The sequence below is a fragment of the Oceanicaulis sp. LC35 genome (assembly GCF_052055585.1).
GTDB lineage: Bacteria > Pseudomonadota > Alphaproteobacteria > Caulobacterales > Maricaulaceae > Oceanicaulis.
Genome location: NZ_CP170485.1, coordinates 1,461,606 through 1,484,895, shown reverse-complemented (window position 1 = coordinate 1,484,895; position 23,290 = coordinate 1,461,606). Strand labels below are relative to the sequence as shown.

The 23,290-nt window shown below is 61.8% G+C and carries 21 protein-coding genes and 1 tRNA gene; 14 read left to right on the top strand and 8 right to left on the bottom strand.

Annotated elements, in window-relative coordinates; translation table 11 throughout:
• Nucleotides 1–13 precede the first annotated feature (13 nt).
• Nucleotides 14–3,502 (top strand): transcription-repair coupling factor, encoded by a 3,489-nt coding sequence (gene mfd, locus ACFELO_RS06985; RefSeq protein WP_440959817.1) that lies wholly within the window; start codon nt 14–16, stop codon nt 3,500–3,502.
• Here the strand turns inward: mfd and ACFELO_RS06980 are convergent.
• A complete protein-coding gene (locus ACFELO_RS06980) occupies nt 3,499–4,734 on the bottom strand; it encodes a diguanylate cyclase domain-containing protein (protein ID WP_440959816.1) in 1,236 nt (411 codons plus the stop codon). The genes mfd and ACFELO_RS06980 overlap by 4 nt on opposite strands.
• A gap of 102 nt (nt 4,735–4,836) precedes the next feature.
• Here ACFELO_RS06980 and ACFELO_RS06975 point away from each other — a divergent pair, with 102 nt between their 5' ends.
• The 4 genes from ACFELO_RS06975 (at nt 4,837) to ACFELO_RS06960 (ending at nt 8,434) form a co-directional block, all read left to right on the top strand.
• Nucleotides 4,837–5,985: a CaiB/BaiF CoA transferase family protein gene (locus ACFELO_RS06975; protein ID WP_440959815.1), complete on the top strand. Its 1,149-nt coding sequence runs from the start codon at nt 4,837–4,839 to the stop codon at nt 5,983–5,985.
• A gap of 87 nt (nt 5,986–6,072) precedes the next feature.
• Nucleotides 6,073–6,990 carry a YihY/virulence factor BrkB family protein gene (locus tag ACFELO_RS06970; protein ID WP_440959814.1) on the top strand — a complete coding sequence of 306 codons (918 nt, stop codon included), beginning with the start codon at nt 6,073–6,075 and terminating at the stop codon, nt 6,988–6,990.
• 84 nt (nt 6,991–7,074) lie between these two features.
• Nucleotides 7,075–7,770, top strand: a complete 696-nt coding sequence (locus ACFELO_RS06965; protein WP_440959813.1) for a CoA transferase subunit A — start codon at nt 7,075–7,077, stop codon at nt 7,768–7,770.
• A 16-nt stretch (nt 7,771–7,786) separates the two neighbouring features.
• The gene (locus ACFELO_RS06960; RefSeq protein WP_440959812.1) at nt 7,787–8,434 is read left to right on the top strand and encodes a CoA transferase subunit B; all 648 of its coding nucleotides are present in this window, start codon (nt 7,787–7,789) and stop codon (nt 8,432–8,434) included.
• A gap of 73 nt (nt 8,435–8,507) precedes the next feature.
• On the opposite strand, the gene ACFELO_RS06955 is transcribed toward ACFELO_RS06960, so the two are convergent.
• Genes ACFELO_RS06955 through kynA form a run of 3 tightly spaced genes read right to left on the bottom strand, consistent with a single transcriptional unit; the run spans nt 8,508 to nt 11,025 of the window.
• Nucleotides 8,508–9,893: an L-serine ammonia-lyase gene (locus ACFELO_RS06955; protein ID WP_440959811.1), complete on the bottom strand. Its 1,386-nt coding sequence runs from the start codon at nt 9,891–9,893 to the stop codon at nt 8,508–8,510.
• A 3-nt stretch (nt 9,894–9,896) separates the two neighbouring features.
• Nucleotides 9,897–10,163, bottom strand: coding sequence for an Lrp/AsnC ligand binding domain-containing protein (locus ACFELO_RS06950; protein ID WP_009800860.1), 267 nt, complete (start codon nt 10,161–10,163; stop codon nt 9,897–9,899).
• Nucleotides 10,164–10,176: 13 nt separating this feature from the next.
• Complete coding sequence (kynA, locus tag ACFELO_RS06945; protein ID WP_440959810.1) at nt 10,177–11,025, bottom strand: tryptophan 2,3-dioxygenase; 849 nt, start codon at nt 11,023–11,025, stop codon at nt 10,177–10,179.
• Between the two features lie 144 nt (nt 11,026–11,169).
• Between kynA and ACFELO_RS06940 the strand changes: the two genes are divergently transcribed.
• A complete protein-coding gene (locus ACFELO_RS06940; RefSeq protein ID WP_440959809.1) occupies nt 11,170–11,625 on the top strand; it encodes a hypothetical protein in 456 nt (151 codons plus the stop codon).
• Here the strand turns inward: ACFELO_RS06940 and ACFELO_RS06935 are convergent, their stop codons facing one another.
• Nucleotides 11,626–12,300 (bottom strand): fumarylacetoacetate hydrolase family protein, encoded by a 675-nt coding sequence (locus ACFELO_RS06935; protein ID WP_440959808.1) that lies wholly within the window; start codon nt 12,298–12,300, stop codon nt 11,626–11,628.
• 123 nt (nt 12,301–12,423) lie between these two features.
• Here ACFELO_RS06935 and ACFELO_RS06930 point away from each other — a divergent pair, with 123 nt between their 5' ends.
• Nucleotides 12,424–13,635, top strand: coding sequence for an NAD(P)/FAD-dependent oxidoreductase (locus tag ACFELO_RS06930; RefSeq protein ID WP_440959807.1), 1,212 nt, complete (start codon nt 12,424–12,426; stop codon nt 13,633–13,635).
• 13 nt (nt 13,636–13,648) lie between these two features.
• Here ACFELO_RS06930 and ACFELO_RS06925 read toward each other — a convergent pair whose 3' ends face one another.
• The 3 genes from ACFELO_RS06925 to ACFELO_RS06915 form a co-directional block, all read right to left on the bottom strand.
• The gene (locus ACFELO_RS06925; protein WP_440959806.1) at nt 13,649–15,136 is read right to left on the bottom strand and encodes an acetyl-CoA hydrolase/transferase family protein; all 1,488 of its coding nucleotides are present in this window, start codon (nt 15,134–15,136) and stop codon (nt 13,649–13,651) included.
• Nucleotides 15,137–15,249: 113 nt separating this feature from the next.
• Nucleotides 15,250–15,951 carry a VIT1/CCC1 transporter family protein gene (locus tag ACFELO_RS06920; protein WP_440959805.1) on the bottom strand — a complete coding sequence of 234 codons (702 nt, stop codon included), beginning with the start codon at nt 15,949–15,951 and terminating at the stop codon, nt 15,250–15,252.
• 115 nt (nt 15,952–16,066) lie between these two features.
• Nucleotides 16,067–16,154 (bottom strand) — tRNA-Ser (locus tag ACFELO_RS06915).
• 193 nt (nt 16,155–16,347) lie between these two features.
• Here ACFELO_RS06915 and ACFELO_RS06910 point away from each other — a divergent pair.
• The 7 genes from ACFELO_RS06910 to ACFELO_RS06880 all read left to right on the top strand — a co-directional run bounded on the left by ACFELO_RS06910 (nt 16,348) and on the right by ACFELO_RS06880 (nt 23,248).
• On the top strand, nt 16,348–16,941 hold the full coding sequence (locus tag ACFELO_RS06910) for a septal ring lytic transglycosylase RlpA family protein (protein ID WP_440959804.1): 594 nt from the start codon (nt 16,348–16,350) through the stop codon (nt 16,939–16,941).
• A 55-nt stretch (nt 16,942–16,996) separates the two neighbouring features.
• Nucleotides 16,997–18,142 carry a D-alanyl-D-alanine carboxypeptidase family protein gene (locus tag ACFELO_RS06905; protein ID WP_440959803.1) on the top strand — a complete coding sequence of 382 codons (1,146 nt, stop codon included), beginning with the start codon at nt 16,997–16,999 and terminating at the stop codon, nt 18,140–18,142.
• 4 nt (nt 18,143–18,146) lie between these two features.
• Nucleotides 18,147–18,782, top strand: a complete 636-nt coding sequence (gene tmk / locus ACFELO_RS06900) for a dTMP kinase (RefSeq protein ID WP_440959802.1) — start codon at nt 18,147–18,149, stop codon at nt 18,780–18,782.
• Nucleotides 18,779–19,819 (top strand): DNA polymerase III subunit delta', encoded by a 1,041-nt coding sequence (locus tag ACFELO_RS06895; RefSeq protein WP_440959801.1) that lies wholly within the window; start codon nt 18,779–18,781, stop codon nt 19,817–19,819. Before tmk ends, ACFELO_RS06895 begins: the two co-directional genes overlap by 4 nt.
• A 6-nt stretch (nt 19,820–19,825) precedes the next feature.
• The gene (locus tag ACFELO_RS06890; protein ID WP_440959800.1) at nt 19,826–20,608 is read left to right on the top strand and encodes a TatD family hydrolase; all 783 of its coding nucleotides are present in this window, start codon (nt 19,826–19,828) and stop codon (nt 20,606–20,608) included.
• Complete coding sequence (locus tag ACFELO_RS06885) at nt 20,605–21,462, top strand: MBL fold metallo-hydrolase (RefSeq protein ID WP_440959799.1); 858 nt, start codon at nt 20,605–20,607, stop codon at nt 21,460–21,462. The genes ACFELO_RS06890 and ACFELO_RS06885 overlap by 4 nt, the downstream gene beginning before the upstream one ends.
• A 592-nt stretch (nt 21,463–22,054) precedes the next feature.
• Entirely contained in the window at nt 22,055–23,248 is a 1,194-nt protein-coding gene (locus ACFELO_RS06880) for a hypothetical protein (RefSeq protein ID WP_440959798.1), read from the top strand.
• The last annotated feature ends 42 nt before the right edge of the window (nt 23,249–23,290 follow it).

The window sequence follows — 23,290 nt, the reverse complement described above, 5'->3', positions numbered from 1 at the left end:
AGGACGCCTCGTCGTGGATGAGTTCAAAGCGCTGGCCCAATCGCCCAATTCGCTGACCGTTTGCGGCGCCCCCGAAGGCTTTGACGCCCTCATTTTCTGCGACGCCTTGCGGGCGCGCGGCGGAGTGGGGCTCTACATCGCCACCGACGAAGCCCGCGCCAGCGCCTTTGCGGCGGCGGCGCGGTTCTTTGCGCCGGATTTGCCCGTGCTGCGGCTTCTGGGCTGGGATTGCCAACCCTATGACCGGATCAGCCCCAGCCCGCGCACGGCGGCGCGGCGGGCGGGCGCACTGCACAAGCTGGCGCAACGGGACGCCGCGGACACAAGCCCGCTTCTGGTGATCTCGACCGTGTCCGGCGTCATTCAGCGCTGCGCGCCCAGGACGGCGCTGTCCGGCGGCGGGTTGAGCGCCAAGCCGGGCGGCGTGCTCGATTCTGAAAAGCTCAAACAGCATCTCGCCGAGAACGGCTATGTGCGCACCGCCACCGTCACCGAGCGGGGCGATTACGCCGTGCGCGGCGGGGTGATCGATGTCTTCCCGGCGGATGCGGAAGAGCCGGTGCGACTCGACTTCTTCGGCGATGTGCTGGAAACCGTGCGCGGTTTTGATCCCGAGACCCAACGCACGACCAGCCAGCTGAAATCCGTCAGCTTCTCACCGGTCAGCGAGATCGTTCTGAATGCGGACGCCATTTCGCGTTTCCGTTCGGGGTTCTTGAAGAATTTCGGCGCGGTCGGGTCGGGCGATCCGATCTATGACTCGGTCAGCGCGGGCGCACGTCCGACCGGGGCGGAGCACTGGTTGCCACTGTTTCATGAGCGGCTCGATACGGTATTTGACTATGTGGGCGAGGGCGCTCTCATTGGCCTTGATCCGCTGGCTAAAGACGCGCTCGATGAGCGGCTGGCGCAGATCCGCGATTATTACGAAGCGCGTCAGCTGGCGTCGAAATCCGGGGCCGGGGCCATGGGCGCGCCCGCCTATCGCGCGCTCGAACCGCAATCGCTCTATCTGGATGAAGCGGAATGGGCAGACCAGTTTGGTCAGCGCGCCACGCGTCGCTTCACCGCCTTTCACGAGGCGGGCGATGACGTCATCGACATGTCCGGCAAGCAGGGGCGCAGCTTCGCCGCGGAACGCCAGGCGGACCAAAACGTCTTTGAAGCGGCCAGCAAGCATGCCGTTGCGCTGCGGTCTTCAGGCAAGCGCGTGCTGTTCGCCAGCTGGTCCGAGGGCGCGTCTGATCGTCTGGCGAGCGTGCTGTCGGATCATGGCCTGAAACCCATCATGGCGGCGGATGACTGGCGCGCCGTGAACAAGACGAGCGGCCAGACGATCTCGCGCATCGTGCTGCCGCTGGAACATGGCTTCGAGACGGCGGATTTTGCGATCATCGCCGAACAGGATGTTCTGGGCGACCGTCTGGCCCGGCCGCGTCGCCGCAAGAAATCCGCCGACGTCATCGCCGAAGCTGGCGCGCTGACGCCGGGTGATCTGGTGGTGCATGCCGACCATGGTCTGGGGCGGTATCTGGGCCTGAAAACCCTGTCTGTGGGCGACGCGCCGCACGATTGTCTGGAGCTGGAATACGCCGGAGAGAGCAAGCTCTACCTGCCGGTGGAGAATATCGAGCTTCTGTCGCGCTATGGTCAGGACAGCGAAACCGCGCAGCTTGACCGTCTGGGCGCGGGGGCCTGGCAAGCCCGCAAGGCCAAGGCCAAGCAGCGCTTGCGCGACATGGCCGATCAGCTGATCAAGATCGCCGCCGCCCGCAATGCCCGCGACGCCGAGATCATCACGCCCCCGAGCGGGCTCTATGACGAGTTCGCAGCCCGCTTCCCGTATGTGGAGACGGACGATCAGCTCAACGCCATCGACGATGTCTTCTCTGACTTCGCCAGGGGCCGCCCGATGGACCGGCTGATCTGCGGCGATGTGGGGTTCGGCAAGACCGAAGTGGCGCTGCGCGCGGCGTTCGTGGCCGCCATGAGCGGGCGTCAGGTGGCGATTGTCGCGCCGACCACGCTGCTGGCGCGTCAGCACTTCAAGACCTTCGAGGAACGCTTCAAGGGCTGGCCGGTGAAAGTACGCCAGCTGTCGCGCCTTGTCTCGACCAAGGAAGCGACTGCGACCCGCAAGGAACTGGCAGACGGCACGTGTGAGATCGTTATCGGCACGCACGCCATTCTGGCGAAAACGGTGAAGTTCGCCGATCTCGGCCTTCTGGTGATCGACGAGGAGCAGCGCTTCGGCGTCAAGCACAAGGAGCGCCTGAAGGAGCTCAAGACCGACGTCCACGTGCTGACCCTGACCGCAACGCCCATTCCGCGGACGCTGCAGCTGTCCATGGCGGGCATTCGCGATCTGTCGATCATCGCCACGCCGCCGGTCGACCGTCTGGCCGTGCGCACCTATGTGACGCCGTTTGACAGCGTGACCGTGCGCGAGGCGCTGCTGCGTGAACGCTATCGCGGCGGTCAGAGCTATTATGTCGCTCCGCGGATTTCAGACCTTGAGGATATCGCGAGCTTCCTGCGCGAGCAGGTGCCCGAGGTGAGCTTTGTGATCGCCCATGGCCAGATGGCGGGCGGGCAGCTCGAAGACATCATGACTGCCTTCTATGAGGGCCGGTATGATGTGCTGGTCTCCACCACCATTGTGGAATCCGGCATCGATATCCCAACCGCCAACACCATGATCATCCACCGCGCCGACATGTTCGGCCTGGCGCCGCTCTATCAGCTGCGCGGCCGGGTGGGGCGGGCCAAGGCGCGCGCCTATGCCTATCTGACGACGCCGGCGAACCAGAAACTGACCGCGACCGCGGACAAGCGCCTGAAGATCCTGCAATCACTCGACAGTCTGGGCGCGGGCTTCACCCTGGCGAGCCATGACCTTGATTTGCGCGGCGGCGGTAATCTCTTGGGCGAGGAGCAATCAGGCCATATCAAGGATGTGGGCGTGGAGCTTTACCAATCCATGCTTGAAGAAGCCGTGGCGAGCCTGCAGGGCGATATGAGCCTTGAAGAGCGCGACTGGTCGCCCGCCATCAATGTGGGCGCGGCGGTGCTGATCCCCGAAGACTATGTGCCGGATCTCGATGTGCGTATGGCGCTCTATCGTCGCCTGTCCTCGCTTGACACCAAGCAGGAGCGCGAAGGCTTCGCCGCCGAGCTGATCGACCGCTTTGGCAAGCTGCCAGACGAAGTTGAGAGCTTACTGCAAGTTGTTGCGCTTAAGGCCCTGTGCAAGCGAGCGAATGTCGCCAAGCTCGACGCGGGTCCGAAAGGCGCTGTCGCCACCTTCCGCGAGCATGGTTTTGGCGATCCGGCCGCTCTTGTGGAGCTGATGACCAAGCGTCCGGCTGATTACAAACTGCGGCCGGACAACACGCTGGTCCTGAAAGGCGACTTCCCGACGCCCATGGATCGCCTGAAAGGCGCACTGCGCCTGCTGGCGCCCGTGGCGGACGCCGCGCGCAAGGCCAAGGAAGCGGCCTAGCCGGTTTTTGCGGAACTGAAGGGCAGTACGTTGGAGCGGCGCACCAGCTGTTCGATCAGCGTCTTTGCACTGGTTTCACCGGCCACATCCTCGATGGACGGGCTGAGCTCCAACCGGAACGGCTTGAGCGGGTCTGCACCTTCATAGGCCGTGCATTCAGCAATGGCCGAAACGCGGTTGGACACCATTTTGGCTTCGGTCCGGGGCGTGTTGGGCAGGGCGATCAGGAAACGGTCCTGGGACAGACGCACCACGAAATCCTCGGCGCGGACGCAATGGCGCAGCATGCCGGCGAACTGGTTCGTCGCCTTGGCGAAACCGTTCATGCCCGCGTCCTGGGGAGCGCTGACGCCGAGCATGATCAGGCTCATCGGCTCAAGCCGGGCTGCGGCGTGATCCATCAGGCTTTGAAGGTGTACGCGGCCAAAGCGCTCATTGTAGAGGTCTGAATCAGTATCCAGCAGGCTCGGCAGGCGGCAGGCTTCCAGCCGCGCCTTGGCGAGACGGCGACGCCGACGTTCAGACGCCAGCGCCATCACCCGATCACGCATTTCGTCATTGCTGGCATTGTCTGATAGGATGTCGGACGCACCGCGTGCAAACGCCTCGTCAGCGCCTGCATAGTCGGTATCCGCGGTCAGCAGGATCGCCGGGGTGTGATAGAGCCGGGTATTGCGGCGCATGGCCGAGCACACCGTATGCGCCAGACCGGCGTCCGGACGCGTGTTCAGGATCACCGCGTCAAACGTGCGCTCATGCAGATAATCAAACGCGTTGAAGGTCGAGAAAGCGGCGATGGTCTGGATGCCGGCGCGCGACATCGCAAACTGCAGGCGCATGAAGGAGGGGCCGGGGGCGCCCACGAACAGTACCGTGGATTCATCCTGGTTCACCGGCACAGGGGCGGGCTGATAGCCAGCGTCCTGCGCGCTTTTCAGGCGCAACTGCGCTGTGTGTTCGAGAACCTTGAGGCGAGACAGGGCGCGCAAGCGCGACGCAATCTGGATGGGGTGGGCATTGTCAGGCAGGCGCGCCGCGACGTCATCGCCGTCATGATCGCCAATCGCCAGATGCAGAACTTCAGAAGACAGGGGAGAGTTTACAGGAGCGAAACTGACGACAGCCTCACAGCCCGGTTCGATATGACGTGCGACCTGAAACCCCATTTGAGCCAATTGCTCAGCGGTTTCCTGCGCCCTGGCGTCATCGCCCATGACTGCAATGGAAAACATCCGCCCCGTCTGCCCCCCTCGACCCGAGGCGACAAGATTGTGTCGATCTGAGTTCAGTGTCAAAACTTTGATTCCTGAAATTGTCACAAAGCGAATTTGCTCATGCCGACCGATACGAAAGCACAAGGCCCTTTGCGTGGCGTTAAAGTCCTGGAATTTGTTGGACTGGGTCCGGCGCCCTTCTGCGCCATGCTGCTGAGCGATCTGGGCGCGGAGGTCATTCGTATCGATCGTCCCCATGCGGGCGGGGGCGGTCCGGCCGAGGTTCTGGCGCGCGGGCGTCGCTCTGCTGCGTTCAATCTCAAGAGCGAGAGCGCGGTCAAAGCCTGCCTGAAGATGATGCAGAGCGCCCACATCGTGCTTGAGGGCTATCGTCCGGGCGTCATGGAACGCCTGGGGCTGGGGCCTGAAGAAGCCCTGCGCGCCAATCCGGCGCTGGTCTATGGCCGCATGACAGGCTGGGGCCAGTATGGGCCGTTGGCGCACTCTGCCGGTCATGACCTCAATTACATCGCGCTGACAGGCGCCCTCGACGCGATTGGCCCCAAGGACAAGCCGGTGCCGCCGGTCAATGTGGTGGGCGATTTCGGTGGTGGCTCCATGTATCTCGCGGTTGGCGTTCTGGCGGCTTTCCATCATGCGCGGACGACGGGCGAGGGACAGGTGGTGGACGCCGCCATCGTGGACGGCGCAGCCCATCTGATGGGCGCCGTGCATCAGCTCGACGCCATCGGTATGTGGAGCCAGCCGCGCGGCGAGAACCTGCTCGACGGCGGCGCGCCATTCTATGACACCTATCGCTGTGCGGATGGGGCCTTCGTGTCCATCGGGGCGCTTGAGGGCGAATTCTATCAGCTGCTGATCGAGAAGCTCGACCTCACCGATCATCCGGCCATGCAGGCGCAATATGATGCGAAGACCTGGCCTGACATGCGACGGGCTTTTGAAGAGACCTTCGCAAGCCAGCCTCAGGCGCACTGGACCGCACTGCTGGACGGCACGGACGCCTGCTTCGCGCCCGTCCTGGACACAAAAGCCGCAGCAGAGAACCCGCACATGAAAGCGCGCGGGGTGTTTGTAGAGGTTGAAGGCGTGCGCCAGGCGGCACCCGCACCGCGCTTTTCACGTACGCCCGGCGCCATTCAGAGCGTCGCGCCTATTCCAGGCGAGCATACGGAAGCGGTGCTCAAGGACTGGGGCTTCTCGGATGCGGAAATCTCAAGCCTGAAAAACGACGGGGGTTTAGGCTGACAGCCCTGACCATTCAGGGTTAAACAGGCGCGACACCCTGGGCGTCCGGCGCCAGAGGTCTCTTCACGGGTTTGGACTCTGCGCTTCATGTCGCTGATCAAGATGAAATCCCTGATCCGTCGCGCCTGGGAAATCCCGGCGATCAAGATCACGATCCGCGCCATTGATCGCATGATGGCGCGCGAGGTGATGTTGTTTGCGGGCGGGGCGGGCTTCTTCGGTCTGCTGGCGCTGGTGCCGGCCGTCCTCGTGGCAGCGTCGGTTTACGGCCTCGTCTTCTCAGAGGACGACGCCGTCGCCCAGGTGGCCCGGCTGCAGGTGACGGCCGTCCTGCCGCCATCGGCGCATGCCTTCCTGACCACACAGCTGTCTCAGCTGGCCGGATCGTCTAACACCTCACTGACCGTGCAGGGCGTGCTGGCGCTGTTCATCGCCTGGTTTGCGGCGGCGCGCGGCGCGAAAGCCATCATCGCCGGTCTCAACCAGATCGCCCGGCGCGGGGATCTGCGCAACATCCTGCACTTCAACCTTCTGGCGATGGGGGCAGTGATCGCGGGCGGCGCTCTGTTGGTAATGGCCAATCTCGCCATTCTGACAATCCCCAACATGATCCGCCCGGCCTTGCGGATGCTGGGCAGTGATGCGGCCGATTTCGGCGCCAGCCTGATCAATGAATGGTCGATCTCCTATCTCGCCATGATCACGGCTCTGATGCTGCTTTATCGCTTCGTCATGCAGCGGGCCGGCGAGACGAGCTGGACGGCGTCCATCATCGGCGCAACCACCGCAGGTTCGATCTGGCTGGTCGCCTCCAAGGGTTTCACGCTCTATGTGGCGACGATTGTGAACCCCAGCACCTATGGTCCGCTGGGCACGCTGATTGTGTTTCTGTTATGGGTCTACTGGACGTCCTATGCGGTCTTTTTCGGCGGCGCACTGGGCGTGGAGATCGATCGTCATCGCGGCGAAGCGCATGAGGATCAGAAGCCGCCCTCTACGGCTTAGGGGCTGGCATTCGGAAGCAAACCGGCTATAACGCCGGACTAAATTAAACGAGCGTTGAAAACTCTCAGGGAAGGAGACGGCGCAGTGGCGGACAAAGTCTACCCGGACGCAAAAACAGCCCTAGACGGGCTCACTTTTGACGGCATGACGGTAATGGCGGGCGGCTTCGGCCTGTGCGGCATTCCGGAGAACCTGATCACGGCGCTGCGCGACAGCGGTGCGAAGGATCTCACGGTCATCTCCAACAATGCCGGCGTTGATGATTTCGGCCTCGGCCTGTTGCTGCAGACCCGCCAGATCAAGAAGATGGTCTCCTCCTATGTGGGTGAGAACAAGACCTTCGAGAAACAGTATCTGAACGGCGAGCTGGAGCTGGAGTTCAATCCCCAGGGCACGCTGGCCGAGCGCATCCGCGCAGGCGGCGCCGGCATTCCGGGCTTCTACACCAAGACGGGCGTCGGCACGCTCGTCGCGGAAGGCAAGGAGCACAAGGACTTCAACGGCGAGACCTACATCATGGAAACCGGCCTTGTGGCGGACATCTCCATCGTGAAGGCCTGGAAGGCGGACAAGGCGGGCAATCTCGTCTTTCGCAAGACCGCACGAAACTTCAACCCGATGATGGCGACCGCCGGCAAGGTGACCATCGCCGAGGTCGAGGAAATCGTCGAGAACGGCGAGCTTGACGCCGATCACATCCACACGCCGGGCATTTTCGTTCAACGCCTTGTTCAGGGCACGTTCGAAAAACGCATCGAGCAACGCACTGTGCGCGCCTAAGCGGGAGGATCGAAGAATGGCTTGGACCAGAGAACAACTGGCTGAACGCGCGGCGAAAGAGCTGCAGGACGGCTTTTACGTGAACCTTGGCATCGGCATTCCGACGCTGGTGGCGAACCACATCCCTGACGGCATGGACGTCACCTTGCAGTCGGAGAACGGCATGCTGGGCATGGGCCCGTTCCCGACCGAGGACGAGGTGGACGCAGACCTGATCAATGCCGGCAAGCAGACCATCACCGAGCTGAAGAAGACGAGCTATTTCAGCTCGGCGGACAGCTTCGCGATGATCCGCGGCGGCCATATCAACCTGTCCATTCTGGGCGCGATGGAAGTGTCTGAAAAAGGCGACATCGCGAACTGGATGATCCCGGGCAAAATGGTCAAGGGCATGGGCGGCGCGATGGATCTCGTCGCCGGCGTGCAGCGCGTGGTGGTGATCATGGATCACACCAACAAGGCAGGCGAGACCAAACTCCTCAAGGAATGCTCCCTGCCTCTGACCGGCAAGGGCTGCGTGGACCGCGTCATCACCACGCTGGGCGTGTTCGATGTGGTCGAGGACGGCCTCAAGCTCGTGGAACTCGCTGACGGCGTAACTCTTGAGGACGTCGCAGAAAACACCGAGGCGAAATACTCGGTGGCGGACAGCCTCGCGGCTTAAGAATCTCGCTTGTTTGAATACAAAAAACCCCGGGGCGTTCGCTCCGGGGTTTTTCATGATCATGAGCGAAAGATCAACACACCGGCACGTTCACCGCGAGACCGCCGGTCGACGTCTCCTTGTACTTGTCATTCATGTCCGCCGCGGTCTGGGCCATGGTTTCGATGACCTGATCAAGCGACACCTTGTAATCGGCATCCTGGCTCATCAGCGCCAGGCGCGCGGCGTTGATCGCCTTGATCGCGCCGATGGCGTTGCGCTCGATGCAGGGGATCTGGACCAGCCCGCCGACCGGGTCGCACGTCAGGCCCAGATTGTGCTCCATGGCGATTTCGGCGGCGTTCTCGATCTGACGGTTCGTGCCGCCCAGCGCCGCGGCGAGCCCGCCAGCAGCCATGGAACACGCGACGCCCACTTCACCCTGACAGCCCGCTTCCGCGCCCGAGATAGAGGCGTTCTGCTTGTAGAGCGCGCCAATGGCGGCGGAGGTCAGGAAGAAGCGTGCAATGGCGTCCGGATCATTGGAGCGGCGATGGTGGCGGTCGTAATAGCGCAGCACTGCCGGGATAATCCCCGCCGCGCCATTGGTCGGCGCGGTTACGACCTTGCCGCCCGCCGCGTTCTCTTCATTGACCGCCATGGCCCAGAGATTCACCCATTCCATGGAGGCGAGGGGGTCAGTCTCGGCGCGTGCGGCTTCCGCCATCAGCTTTTCTCGCATCACCGGCGCACGACGTTTCACGTTCAGACCCCCTGGCAATTCACCGCGCTGGCCGAGGCCGCGATCAATGCAGGCCTCCATGGTTTCAGTGACCTTGCCGATCCAGTTCCGGACTTCGCCTTCTTCACGGAAAGCGGTTTCATTGGCCATCATCAGTTCGGGGATGGTCAGACCTTCGCGGTCGCAGATCTCTAAAAGTTCGTCGCAAGAGTTGAAAGGATAGGGCTCGCCCTTAAGCGCTTCCGCCGCCGAATTGCGTCCCGCCTCGGCTTCATCAATGACGAAACCGCCGCCGATCGAGTACCAGACTTCTTCGCGCAACACTTCACCCTCTTTGTCAAACGCTATGAATTTCATCGCGTTTGAGTGGAAGGGAAGGCGCTTCTCGCCGCGGAACAGCAGATCCTCTTTTCGGTCAAAGGTGATCTCATGCGTATCGAGCAACCGGATCGTTTTATCCGCCAGGATGCGATCAATCCGGGCCGGCAAGGCATCAGGATCCGCGCCTTCAGGCGTCACGCCTTCCAGCCCCCACAAGATCGCCTTGTCCGTGGCGTGGCCCGACCCGGTCAGCGCCAGTGAGCCATACGCCTCGGCCTGAACGCGGGTGACCGTCTCAAGGCCATGCGCCTCGCTGACGCGTTCCAGGAACAGACGCGCAGCCTTCATGGGCCCGACAGTGTGCGAGCTCGAGGGGCCGACGCCGATCTTGAAGAGGTCGAAAACGCCAAAATGCATGGTTTAATCCAGCCCTTGTCCGCGATCAGGCGTGAAGGCGTTGAAACAGATCAGGGTCTGGGTGTCCTTGACGCCTGAAATCGTCTGGACGGACTTATTCACGAAGCGACCGATATCGGCGTCATCCTCGACCGCAAACTGCGCCAGAAGATCAAATTCGCCCGAGACCGAATGCACCTGGCGCGTCTCGCTGACCGTATCGACAATGGCGGAAGCCACGTCATAGGTGCGACCCAGCTCGCATTTGATAAAGATGTAAAAGCTGCGCATGTGCGCCTCCTGATCAGAGTTGGGTGCGGACGGTCCACAGCTCGGGAAAGAGCCGCAGATCGAGCGCTTTCACGAGATAGCTGACCCCGCCAGAGCCGCCGGTGCCGCGGCGGAAACCGATAATGCGCTCGACCGTTTTCATATGATTGAAGCGCCATTGCTGGAACTTTTGTTCCAGGTCGACCAGCTTTTCGGCGAACTCGTAGAGCTCCCACCAGCGCGTCGTGTCGAGATAGACTTCGCGCCACAGGGCTTCGATCTCGGCGGACGGCTCGTAGGATTGCGACCAGTCACGCTCCAGAAGATGGGCGGGAACTTTCGCGCCCTGACGCGCGGCGAGCTTGAGCGTCTCATCATAAAGCGAGGGCGCGTTCAGCGCGGCGGTGACGGCTGCATGGGCTTCGGGCTCATTGGCGAAGACGCGCGACAGCGCGGCGTTCTTGTTGCCAAGGCGGTATTCGAGAATGCGATACTGGTGGCTCTGAAAGCCCGAGCTTTGCCCCAGAGCGTCGCGGAATTTCAGATAGTCAGCCGGCGTCATGGTGGACAGGACAGACCAGGACTGGGTCAGCTGCTCCTGAATGCGGGCGATCCGGGCGAGCATCTTCATCGCCGGGCGCACTTCATCGTTCTGCAAATGGGTGAGGGCGCCGTCGAGCTCATGCAGGCAAAGTTTCAGCCAGAGTTCCGACGCCTGATGGATGATGATGAACATCATCTCGTCATGCTGGTCGGTCAGGGGGGTCTGGGCGCCGAGGACCTGATCCAGACCCAGATACCGGCCATAGGACAGGCCGTCATCGGGATCCCAGTGAATATCCTCGCCCTGCAGGTCCACCGATGTCTTGAACTGATCGCTCATGGCTTGTCCTTTCGCACCGCCCCGCATGTAGACAGGACCGCGCAGACGGGCAAGCCGCGCCGCCTCTCTTCGCCATAGCCGCATTCACTCGGGGTTCAGCTCTTTATGCAATAAAAGCAATGACTTGATGAATGAGGATATAACATGGCCGTCTTCAAAGGCATCATAAACGGCATGAGCAGTGGTTTCGGCGTGACCAATCTGCCGCTCATCAAGCGCGCCTCGGTGGGCGTTGGACGCAGAACACTCAACAGCCTCATCCTTCCCGAGAATCTCGACGGTCGTCTGGAGATCTGCCGCAACGACGCTGACGTTGAACTGTATACGGGCCGACTTCTGTTCAATCGCCTGCTGATGGCCGTCCGCATAGACGGTCAGATGGCCCGGATGGGGGTGTTCACCCTCTTCGCCATCAACTTCATGCTGTTGCCGCTGGCAGTCTTCATCGGCGTTATCGCGATCACCATGGGATTGTTCTTCGCCGGTCTGGCGCAAGAGCCCTGGGCCAATCAGCTCGCCCTGATCGTGACCTTCCTTCTGCCCGCACTCGGCGTGCTGCGCATCCTGTCCAATTTCAGATCCTGGCTGGCGCTAGGCTGATCAGACGAGCGTGAAGCGCAAGGGCGGCAGGTTTGAGGCGGAGGCTTCCACTTGATCGCCCACGCTCACCGGACCAACGCCTGCGGGCGTGCCGGTATAGATGAGGTCGCCAGGTTCAAGGCGGAACAGGCCCGACAGGTGTGCGATCACCTCTGCGCTCGACCAGATCATCTGCTCCAGATCTCCAGACTGGCGGGTTTCACCATTGACGCTCAGGCTGATCGCGCCGCTTTCAGGCGCCTGTCCCGGACGGATCAGGCCAATGGGCGCAGACTGGTCAAAGCCTTTGGAAGAATCCCAGGGACGGCCCGCTTTCTTGGCTTCGGCTTGAAGGTCGCGGCGGGTCAGGTCCACACCCACGGCTGCACCATAGATGAGCATTTTCGCGCGTTCCGGACTGAGATCAGATCCGCCTGCTCCGAGCGCCAGAACCAGCTCGACCTCATGATGGAGGTCCTGAGTGGCGGGCGGGTAGGCGATTTCAGGGCGGGTCGCGACGGCGTCACGGGGCTTGGAAAAGAAGAAGGGGGCTTCACGATCAGGGTCCGCGCCCATTTCCCTGGCATGATCGGCGTAATTGCGCCCCACACAGTAAATCCGCCTCACCGGAAACTGACCGCCGCCTTCCACCGGGACAAGCGTTTCAACCGGCGGGTTGATCACATAAGCGGTCATGACGAGGCTCCTTCACGTCGGGATTCGCAGACAGTTTAGGCAGGCTCCGCTTGCGTGGAAATGCAGGCTGTTCTTATTACGCTGCGCATACCGATTTCGTTCCTTACCCTGACCGGACGCGCGATGACCCAGAAGCCCGAAACATATGACGCCATTGTCTTGGGGGCGGGGGCTGCAGGTCTTTTCTACGCCGGACAAGCCGGCGCGATGGGCCTGTCTGTTCAGGTGCTGGATCATTCCGGCAAACCCGCCGAGAAAATCCGCATCTCCGGCGGCGGCCGATGCAACTTCACAAACCTGGGCACAAAGGCGTCGAACTTTCTGTCCCGCAATCCGCATTTCGCCAAGTCAGCGCTCGCCCGATACACGCCATCTGATTTTCTGGCGTTGATGGAGCGGCATGGCCTGAGCTGGCAGGAGAAGACCCTGGGCCAGCTCTTCTGTGACCAGAAGTCCGGCGCGATCATCCAGATGCTGCTCGACGAGATGAAAGCCATGGGCGCAGTGCTCAAGCTGGGTATCGAGATCATCGCCGTGCGCCATACCGATAGCGTCTTTCATCTCGACACCTCCCAAGGACCGGTGAAAGCCCAACGCCTGATCGTTGCGACCGGCGGGCTTTCCATTCCAAAGATCGGTGCCAGCAGTTTCGCCTATGATCTTGCGCGGCATTTCGGCCATGAGGTGATCACCCCCGAACCCGCTCTGGTCCCGCTGACCTTTGAAGGCCAGATCAAGGAACAGTTTGCGAGCCTGTCAGGGGTTGCAACGCAGGTGGTGGCCCGTGCAGGCGAGGGCCGGTTTGAAGAGGCGATGCTGTTCACCCATCGCGGCCTGTCCGGCCCCTCGATCCTGCAAATTTCGTCCTACTGGTCTGCGGGAGAAGAGATCAGCATCGATCTGTTCGCCGGGCGTTCTGGCGCTGAAGCGCTCAAGGCTCTCAAGCGCGACATGCCTATGAAGTCGCTGACCAAGGCGCTGGAGGCTGTTCTTCCCAAGCGCCTCACCGAGCACCTTGCGGGAACCGGCCTACTGCCTGACTGGCCAAGGCTGGCGGATGTATCTCACGCTGACCTTGAAGCGCTGGCGACAACCCTGTCGGACTGGCGGCTCAAGCCTTCAGGCACGGAAGGCTGGCGCACCGCCGAGGTAACGCGGGGCGGTGTCGACACGGACGGGCTTTCGTCCAAGACCATGGAAAGCCGCAAGGTTCCGGGCCTGTACTTCATTGGCGAATGCGTGGACGTCACCGGCTGGCTCGGCGGGTATAATTTCCAATGGGCTTGGGCAAGCGCCTACGCCGCCGCCCAAGCCAGCTTTGAAAGCCAGTTCTAGCGCCTCGCTATCTTCAATTCATCCGGCCGGTTTCGGTTAGGCGCACATGCCAGGACAATGCCTCTTCCAGAAGATGAGGCGTATGACCGCCGCGTTTGAGCGCACGGTCGTAATAGTCCTGCAGATGATCGCGATAGGCGGGGTCCGCACAGTTTTGGATGACCAGCGGCGCGCGCTCACGCGGGGCAAGACCTCGCAAATCCGCCAGGCCGTGTTCGGTGATCAGGATGTCCACATCATGCTCGTTATGGTCCACATGGCTGACCATGGGCACGACCGAGGAGATGCCGCCGCCCTTGGCTGTGGACTTGGTCACGAAGATCGACATATGGCCATTGCGGGCGAAATCGCCTGAACCGCCAATGCCGTTCATCATCTGGGTGCCCGCCACATGGGTAGAATTGACGTTGCCGTAGATGTCGAACTCGAGCGCCGTGTTAATGCAGATGATGCCCAGTCGGCGCACGACTTCGGGGTGGTTGGAGATTTCTTGCGGTCGCAGGATCAGCTTGGACTTGTAACGCCCGAAATCCGCCATCACCTGATGATAGCGATCCTGTGACAGGGTGAAGGACGAGCCGGACGCAAAGTCGAGCTTGTCCGCATCAATCAGGTCAAACGTAGAGTCCTGCAGAACCTCGGAATACATTTTGAGATTATGGAAAGGCGTATCGATCAGGCCGTGCATCACGGCGTTGGCGATATTGCCAATACCGGCCTGCAGGGGCTGCAGCGTGTTCGTCAGACGGCCCAGCTTCACCTCATGCTTGAGCAGTTCGGTCAGATGACCGGCGATGGCGCGGGTCTCGTCATCAGGATCGGCGACCGGAGCGGAGCTGTCGAGCTTCTCTGAAATGACAATCGCCGCAATCTTGTCCGGGTCGATCGGGATGAAGGGCATGCCCACACGGCTTTCGGGCGATACGATCGGGATCGGCATCCGCACAGGACGTCGGGTGGGGATGAAGATGTCGTGCAGACCTTCAAGATTGTGGGATTGGTTGAGGTTGATCTCGACGATCACCTTTTCGGCCAGAATGGCGAAGCTGGCGGAGTTGCCGACAGACGTGGTGGGAATGATGCCGCCCTGCTCGGTGATGGCGACAGCCTCGACAATGGCGACATCCACCGGGCCAAGCTGGCGCGTGCGCAGCATCTCGACCGTCTCGGACAGGTGCTGATCAACGAACATGACTTCGCCGGCATTGATAGCCTTACGCAGCGCCGGGTCGGCCTGAAACGGCATACGACGCTTGAGGACGTGCGCCTCCATCAGGGATTTGTCGAGATCATTGCCGAGCGACGCGCCGGTGATCAGGCTGATCTGGAGCGGATCGGACTTGGCCCGTTCAGCCAGCGCCATGGGCACAGCCTTGGCCTCGCCCGCGCGGGTGAAACCGCTCATCCCCACCATCATGCCGTCCTTGATCATGGCGGCGGCTTCTTCGGCGCTGACAATACGATCCATCAGGTCCTGACGACGGACGCGGTCTTCATACATGGCGGATATCCTTCAAGGCAGCCTTGGCGCGAGCGCCTGACTCTCAGATCGTATATGGGCTGTGAAGCGTGGTTCTTTGACACACACGCTGCTGATGAACAGGTAGAAAAAAATTACACGACTGCGCCAAACATGGAGCCGATCCCCGCCGTGAGCGCCATGGCGGCAGCGCCCCAGAATGTCACCCGCGCCGCGGCCTTGTAGATGTTGGCGCCGCCAACCCGCGCGCCAATCCCGCCCAGGAGCGCCAGGAAGAGCAGAGAAGCGACGCTCACCCCCACGGCCAGCAGCTCCACAGGCATCAGAAAGACCATCAGAAGGGGCAGGGCGGCCCCCACCGCAAAGGTCGCCGCCGAGGTGAAGGCAGCCTGAATGGGGCGAGCGGTGGTGATCTCGGAGATGCCCAGTTCCTCTCGGGCATGCGCACCAAGCGCATCTTTGGCCATCAGCTGATCCGCGACCTGAAACGCCAGCCCTTCTTCCAGGCCTCGCTCCATATAGATCTGGGCCAGCTCTTCGCGTTCAAACTCGGGCTGATCCCTTAGCTCGGCGCGCTCGCGGGCCAGATCGGCCTGTTCGGTATCGGACTGAGAGCTGACGGAGACGTATTCCCCCGCCGCCATGGACATCGCCCCGGCAACCAGGCCGGCGACGCCCGCAATCACCACATCTGAAGTCGCTGCAGACGCCGCGCTCACGCCCACTATCAGGCTGGCGGTGGAGACGATCCCGTCATTGGCGCCCAGAACCGCGGCGCGCAACCAGCCCACTCGGGCCACAAGATGATGTTCGGCATGTTTGTGAAGTCGGGACATGAGCTTCCCCTCAGAGCAAGAGGCAAGCAGTCTATCGGGCTTCGAGGGACAGACGAAGCGCCTGGTGTCGCGACTTTTGGGGGATGAGACAAAAGGTCTTTTCTTTGGACCCGGGTGGCGGAGGGGGAGGGATTCGAACCCCCGGAACCTCGCGGCTCAACGGTTTTCAAGACCGCCGCAATCGACCACTCTGCCACCCCTCCGTCAGACCCGTGTTTAGCCCGGAGACGGGCAAAGGCACAAGCGTGGCCAGCGGATGCCTTGCAGTTGCCGAATGTGCAGGCATCAAGCCCGCCATGTGTGAGCCCCGGTTTGCTGCAACCATGCCGCCTGCAGCGCGCACTTTCGCCACACTCGGCATGAATTAGACTGGCTTCAGCGAAGCAGGGTCAGTGCATGCCGTTCACCAAACCGTTCCTGTTCCGGACAGGTCTCGCCCTTCTGGCCGGCGTCATGCTGGTCAGCTGTTCCGGGCAACCGCCGCAACAATCCCGGCTTGGCCGACAACCGGCCATCGCCCGGCCGACGCCGCCCCCGCCTGTCTTCACACCCGATGATGAGACGCCTCGAAGCGTGGAGACGGGGCTCGCCAGCTGGTACGGGCCGGGCTTTGAAGGGCGGCAGACCGCGAACGGCGAAGTTTTTGATTCCACCCAGCTGACCGCCGCTCACCGCACCATGCGCCTGCCCAGCCGGGCTCGGGTGACGCGGCTGGATACCGGCGCCAGCATTATCGTCCGCGTCAATGATCGCGGTCCCTATATTGATGGCCGCCTGATCGATCTCAGTCATGCCGCCGCCGAGGCCCTGGGCTTTACAGACGACGGCCTGATCGAGGTGAGGGTGGAGGGGCTCGGCCCTGCTGACTTGCGTGATCGCGCCGCGCCGCCGGTCTTCTTCAACCCTGAAGACGGCCCGCCAGGCGCGCACACGCCCTCTTTCACCCAAAATCTGGACGCCACGCTTCAGCCAAGTTCCGATGAAGGCTAGGGTGACGTTCAACACTGCCGATTCCGCATCAACCGCCAGTTCCGGGACCTCCATCATGCGTCGACTGCTTTGCCTGTTCGCCCTGATCACCGTCAGCCTGTCGCCTTCGGCGTTGGCGCAAAGCGCGTTTGATACACGCGCTTCTCATGCGGTGATCCTGGACTTCGAGACGGGCGATGTCCTGTTCTCCAAGAATGGTGACGAAGCCATGCCGCCGGCCAGCATGTCCAAACTGATGACGGCCCTGATGGTTTTCGAGGCGCTTGAGGATGGCCGGTTCGAACTCGACACGTCTCTGCCGGTCAGCGAGAACGCCTGGCGGCGGGGCGGGGCGGCTTCGGGTTCTTCCACCATGTTCCTGGACGTCAATTCACGCGCCGAGGTCGGCGATCTGATCCGCGGCATTATCGTGCAATCGGGCAATGACGCCTGCATCGTGGTGGCGGAAGCGCTTGGCGGCACCGAAGAGAATTTCGCCCAGATGATGACCGAGCGCGCCCATGAGCTGGGCCTTGAAAGCGCAAGCTTCGCCAACGCCACGGGCTGGCCGGATCCCGATCACCGGATTTCAGCGCTCGATCTCGCGCGTCTGGCGCGCCACATCATCGAAACCTATCCGCAGTATTACGACATCTATTCGGAAACCGAGTTCACCTATAACGGCATCCGCCAGTACAACCGGAACCCGCTTCTGGGCGTCTTTGACGGGGCGGATGGCCTGAAAACCGGCCATACCGAGGAATCCGGCTACGGGCTTGTGGCTTCAGCGGAGCGCGATGGCGAACGCCGGATCGTCGTTTTCAACGGCATGGAGTCCAACCGGGCCCGCGCGGACGAATCCGAACGCCTGATGCGCGCCGCATTCTCTGAATTCTCCACCGTCGAGCTGGTTGAAGCCGGTGAAGTGCTGGGCGAGGCCGAGATCTATCTCGGCGTGGCGCCCAGCGTGGAACTGCGCGCCGCCGACAGCCTGTCCTTCGGCCTGCATCGCCGCGATCGCGACGGCATCAGCGCCGAGCTGGTCTATGAGGGCCCGCTGCACGCCCCGGTTCAGGAAGGCGATGTCGTGGGCCAGATTGAAGTCACTCTGCCGGACGGCCGGGAGATGAGCGTTCCGGTCGAGGCCGCCCAGTCTGTGGCGCGCAAAGGCGCCATGGGACGCGCGGGCGCCGCATTTGCGCGCCTGATCCGTGGTGGCTGAGGCCATGACGCGTGGATGCTTCATCACGCTTGAAGGCGGTGAGGGCGCTGGCAAGACCACGCTCGCCAAAGCCCTGTCCGCCGCGCTGGAAGCGCAAGGCGTCAAGACCCTGATCACCCGCGAACCCGGCGGCACGACCAACGCTGAAGCTTTGCGCAACCTTTTGGTGGAAGGGGAGACCGACCGTTGGTCGCCGCTTTCAGAAACGCTGCTTCTTTATGCGGCGCGCGTGGATCATGTGGAACGGCTGATCAAACCGTCGCTCGAGCAAGGCGTCTGGGTGATCTGTGACCGTTTTTCAGACTCCACCCGCGCCTATCAGGGCGCGGCCGGCGGTCTGTCCAGCTCTCAAATCGAAGAGATTGATCGCGCCTGCATGCACGGGTTTGGCCCGGACCTGACCTTTGTCGTGGATCTCGACCCTGAAATCGGTCTTGAGCGCACCCGGCAACGGGGCGAGGGCGCGACCCGGTTCGAGCGCAAACCTGCAGCTTTTCACCATGCTTTGCGCGTGGCGTTTCTGGATATTGCGCGTGAGACCCCTGATCGGTGTGTCGTGCTTGATGGCGCCATGCCTGCGGACAAGGTGGCGGACACCGCCTTTGAAATGCTCAGCCAGCGTCTGGGAGCGTTTCAGTGAGCGATGACGAGCGTCCGGAAGCGGATCGGGAAGGGGGCTTGCCGCATCCTCGGCGGGTCTATGACCTGTTCGGACAGGATGCAGCGCTGAAAGAGGCTGAGGCCGCGATCAGGAGCGGGCGTATGCACCACGCCTGGATGGTCTCCGGCCCCAAAGGCGTGGGCAAGGCGACGTTCGCATACCGGCTCGCGCGACGCTTGCTGGGCGCGGAAGCGACGGCCGATGACCGGCTGGAGAGCGATCCGCTCGATCCGGTCTGCCGTCGCCTTGAAGCCCTGTCCCACCCTGACTTCCTGTTGATCCGTCGCCCCTATAACGACAAGACAGGCAAGCTGAAGGGCGAAATTCCGGTCGAGGAAGCGCGCCGCGCGCCGGAATTCTTCTCCAAAAGCGCCAGCGGCAAGGGCTGGCGGGTCTGTATCGTTGATAGCGCTGACGAGCTAAATACCAATTCCGCCAACGCCTTGCTCAAGACTCTGGAAGAGCCGCCGCAACGAGGGCTTCTCATCCTGATCGTCAACACGCCCGGGCGCTTGCTACCGACCATCCGGTCACGGTGTCGCCGTTTGATCCTGCGCGCGCCCAGCATCGAAGCCACCACGCATTGGCTGATCGAGCATCATCAGATGACGGCGGACGAAGCCCAACGCGCCTCAGCTTTGGCTCAAGGCGCTCCCGGGCGGGCGCTGGCGCTGGCGGAAACTGATGCGTCATCCCTGATGGCCACAATTGATGCCGCGCTTTCCGGTCTGCCGCGACTGGACCGCAACGCCATCGCCCAGATCACGGCATCAGCCGCGCGCAAGGGCGGCGAACAGATCAAACCGATCACGCTCGACTTTCTGGTTGCTGACGCCCAGAACCGGGCCCGCGCTCTGGCGCTTGAAACCGGCGGCGCTGACAAGGCCGGAGCCTGGGTGGAGGCCGCCGATCGTCTGACCCGGCTGGCGAGAGAAAGCGAAACCCTCTATCTCGACCCCAAACAGACCCTCTACGCCGCGTTCAGCCTGATGCAGGACGCCGCTCAAGCCGACTGAGACCTGATGCTGATCGACACCCATATCAATGTGCATGGCGAGGATTACGCCGAGGATCTGGACGCCGTTCTGGATGCCGCGCGTGAGGCTGGCGTCTCTCCTATGATCGCGATCTGCTGCCGTCTGCACGAGTTTGAGCAGGTGGCCGCGATCGCGGACAAGCATGACGATGTCTACTGCACCATCGGCGCCCATCCGCATCACGCCAAGGATCGCCCGGACATCACCGCCGACCAGCTGCTGGAAATCGCACAACATCCCAAGGTCGTCGCGATTGGCGAGACCGGGCTCGACTTTCACTATAATTACAGCCCGGCCGAGGATCAGTATCCCTCATTGCGCGCCCATATCGAGGCGGCGCGACGTGCGGACCTGCCGATCATCCTGCATTGCCGGGAAGCCGACCAACAGATGGCGGATTTGCTGGAAGAGGAGATGGGGAAGGGCGCCTTCCGCCCCCTTCTGCATTGCTATACCGGCGGCGCAGAACTGGCGCGTCGCGCAGCGGCGATTGGCGCCTATTTCTCGGCCTCCGGCATCATCACCTTCAAGAAAGCCGAGGATGTACGCGCGGTTTTCCGCGATATCGTGCCTGAAGACCGGGTGATTGTTGAAACGGATTGCCCGTATCTGGCGCCCGTTCCGTATCGCGGAAGACGCAATGAACCCGCATACTTGCCTCATGTTCTTGAGAAATTGTGCGAGGTGAAGGGCTGGTCCGCGGATGAGGGCGCTGAACGCACCACCCGGGCGGCGTTGCGCCTGTTTGACCGGATCCGCATATCGTGACGAGCGACGCCGTCATCAGGGCCCGCATTCTGGGCTGTGGGTCGTCTGGCGGCGTGCCGCGCATTGATGGCGACTGGGGCGATTGTGACCCCAACAATCCGAAAAACCGGCGTTCGCGTTGTAGCTTGCTTGTCGAGCGCGCACATTCTCTGGACGCGTTGTCAGCTGGCGAAGCTACACGCTTACTGATTGATACATCACCTGATATCCGTCAGCAGATGCTTGACGCAGGCACTACGCAAATTGACGGCGTGGCTTACACCCATACGCATGCAGACCAGGCGCACGGTATCGATGATGTTCGCGCCTTCGTGTACAAGCGCGGAGCCCAGTTAGACGCGTATATGAGTCCGGCAACCCGGACGCGTCTTTTGGCTCGTTTTGGCTATATTTTCCAGACGCCTGAGGGCTCTGGCTATCCGCCGCTCATGATCGACAAAGCGCTCGAGCCCGGTGAAGCGGCGGCCGTCGACGGTCCGGGCGGCGCAATCGACTTCTCACTCTTTGATGTGAAACATGGCGGGGAACCGTGCAGCGGTCTTCGCATCGGGCCTTTGGCGTATACTCCGGATGTGAACGGGCTGGACGCTCGGGCGATGCGCGCGCTCGAAGGCGCAAATCTCTGGATCGTCGACGCGTTGCGCGACAAGCCTCATCCCAGCCACGCCCATGTCAGCCAGGCGCTCGACTGGCTCGCAACCATCAGACCCGGGCTGGGCGTTCTGACGAATTTGCACATTGATCTGGATTACAAGGCGCTCCTAAAGCGCCTGCCAGACGGAGTCAGGCCCGCATATGACGGGCTGGAGATTACGCTGTCGCTGAGTGATGGCTCCATCCTCCATATACAGTAAGCGTTCGCCCATCCTTTATTTCTCATAATATATCTTATGCGTCACATTGCGATGTGCCGGTTGCGCCTTCCAAGCCGAAATGACCCGCTCCGCCAAGCCTCTGGCGCAATGGAACTGAAACCGTAACCCAAGAGCTCAGAGTCACCGCAATCCCGACCGGCTCAAACCCGGGCGTCTGAACGCAGCCCCACCGACTGACGCAGCAAAACGCACGCGTGAAACGCCTTAACCCTTGAAATGCGAGCCTGGCGCGATCTGGAGCACGGGCGCGTTTGAAAAACAGCTCTGTCCGCCTCGCCTGCGATGACAGAAATGCAAACAAGTTAGCAGTCTCAAACACCGACTTGCTCTTTCCTCTCTGAACAACAATCAGGGAGGACACGCCTCCCGCAACAATATGGGGAGAAAAGCCATGTCTTTTAAAGGTGTTGGCGCGATACTCGCACTTGCGATGCTAGGCGCATGCTCTGATAGTCAGGCTGTCACACCTGCCCTTGAAACCGCCCAAACCACTGTTGATAATAACATTATTCCCGGCCCGCGCGATTGTTTCTGGCGTCGCGGCCCGTTCGGCGCGGATCCATACATCAACATGGCCTATCCAGACGCCAATGTTTATTACTGGGCGGGCGTGTTCAGCATTCCGGACGGAGCCCGTCTCACCTTGGAAGGCGCCTATCCGAACAGCCGGTACATGTCTTTCGTATCGTACACCGCTTCCGGCCAGCCCATCGAGTCCCTGCCCGATTTTCTGATCGAGGCCGAACAGGGTGAAAACCCGTTTGTGCAAGGCGCCGGACGGTCAGGTGACGCCAATCGCTATGCCGTTGAAGTGCGCAATAGCGCCCCGGAGGCTTTGCGGGACATTGGCTCTCGCAGCACTGAGGGGCCGACAAGCATTCTTCATGCCCCCGCCGATCAACCCGGCGGCCCGCAAACCGTTCTCTACAGGATCTACCTGCCGGACGCAGGAACCGCGCCGAATGGCGGTGCAGCCCTGCCCCAGCCTGTCGTGACCCTGCCGTCAGGAGATGTTCTGCGTGGCGAACAGGCCTGCCAGGCGCTCAGGACCCGGCAGCCGGCCGTCATGGCCTCTGGCGCAGCCAGTATAACAGCAGCCCAGTATCGCGCGCTGATCACGCAGCCGAACCGCCCCGACACCTGGCCCGCGCAATCGCCTGCTGACTGGTTCATCCAGCTCGATCGTGAAAGCCTGTTGGGCATCTATACCGGTCAGATCAACGAGGATGCACGGCGTTCAGAGGGCGGCTTCTATCCCAATCCGGACAATTTCTACATTCGCACGATCGTCAATCGCAAACACGGTCCCGTCTTCATGGTCCGCGGCATGGCTCCGACTACGCCAAGCACCTATCAAGGCGACGAGACCATGGGTGAAGGCCAGCTGCGCTACTGGTCGATCTGTTCAAACCAGAGCTTCGTCAATACCCGGGTCAATGACTGCCTGTTTGATGAGGAAATCCCGCTGGATCCCAGGGGCTTCTTCACCGTCATCATCAGTCGTGAAGAAGATCGCCCGCGCAATGCCCGCCCTGAATGCGGCCTGAGCTGGTTGCCCATGGCTGATGACGGCGATGGCATGTTCGACGAGGACGTCACGGTGGTCCAGATCCGCCACATGCTTGGCGCTGACGACTTCGCAAACTCCATCGAGCGCGTCGAACGTCAGGATGGCCTGGAAACAATCCTGGGCCCCTACATGCCGCGCACCCAATACCTTCAGACCAATCAGGTCGAAGCGCTTTTTCCGTGTCCAATGCGTTGAGCCGGAATAACTACAATAAAAACAAAAATATGTGGAGGAAAT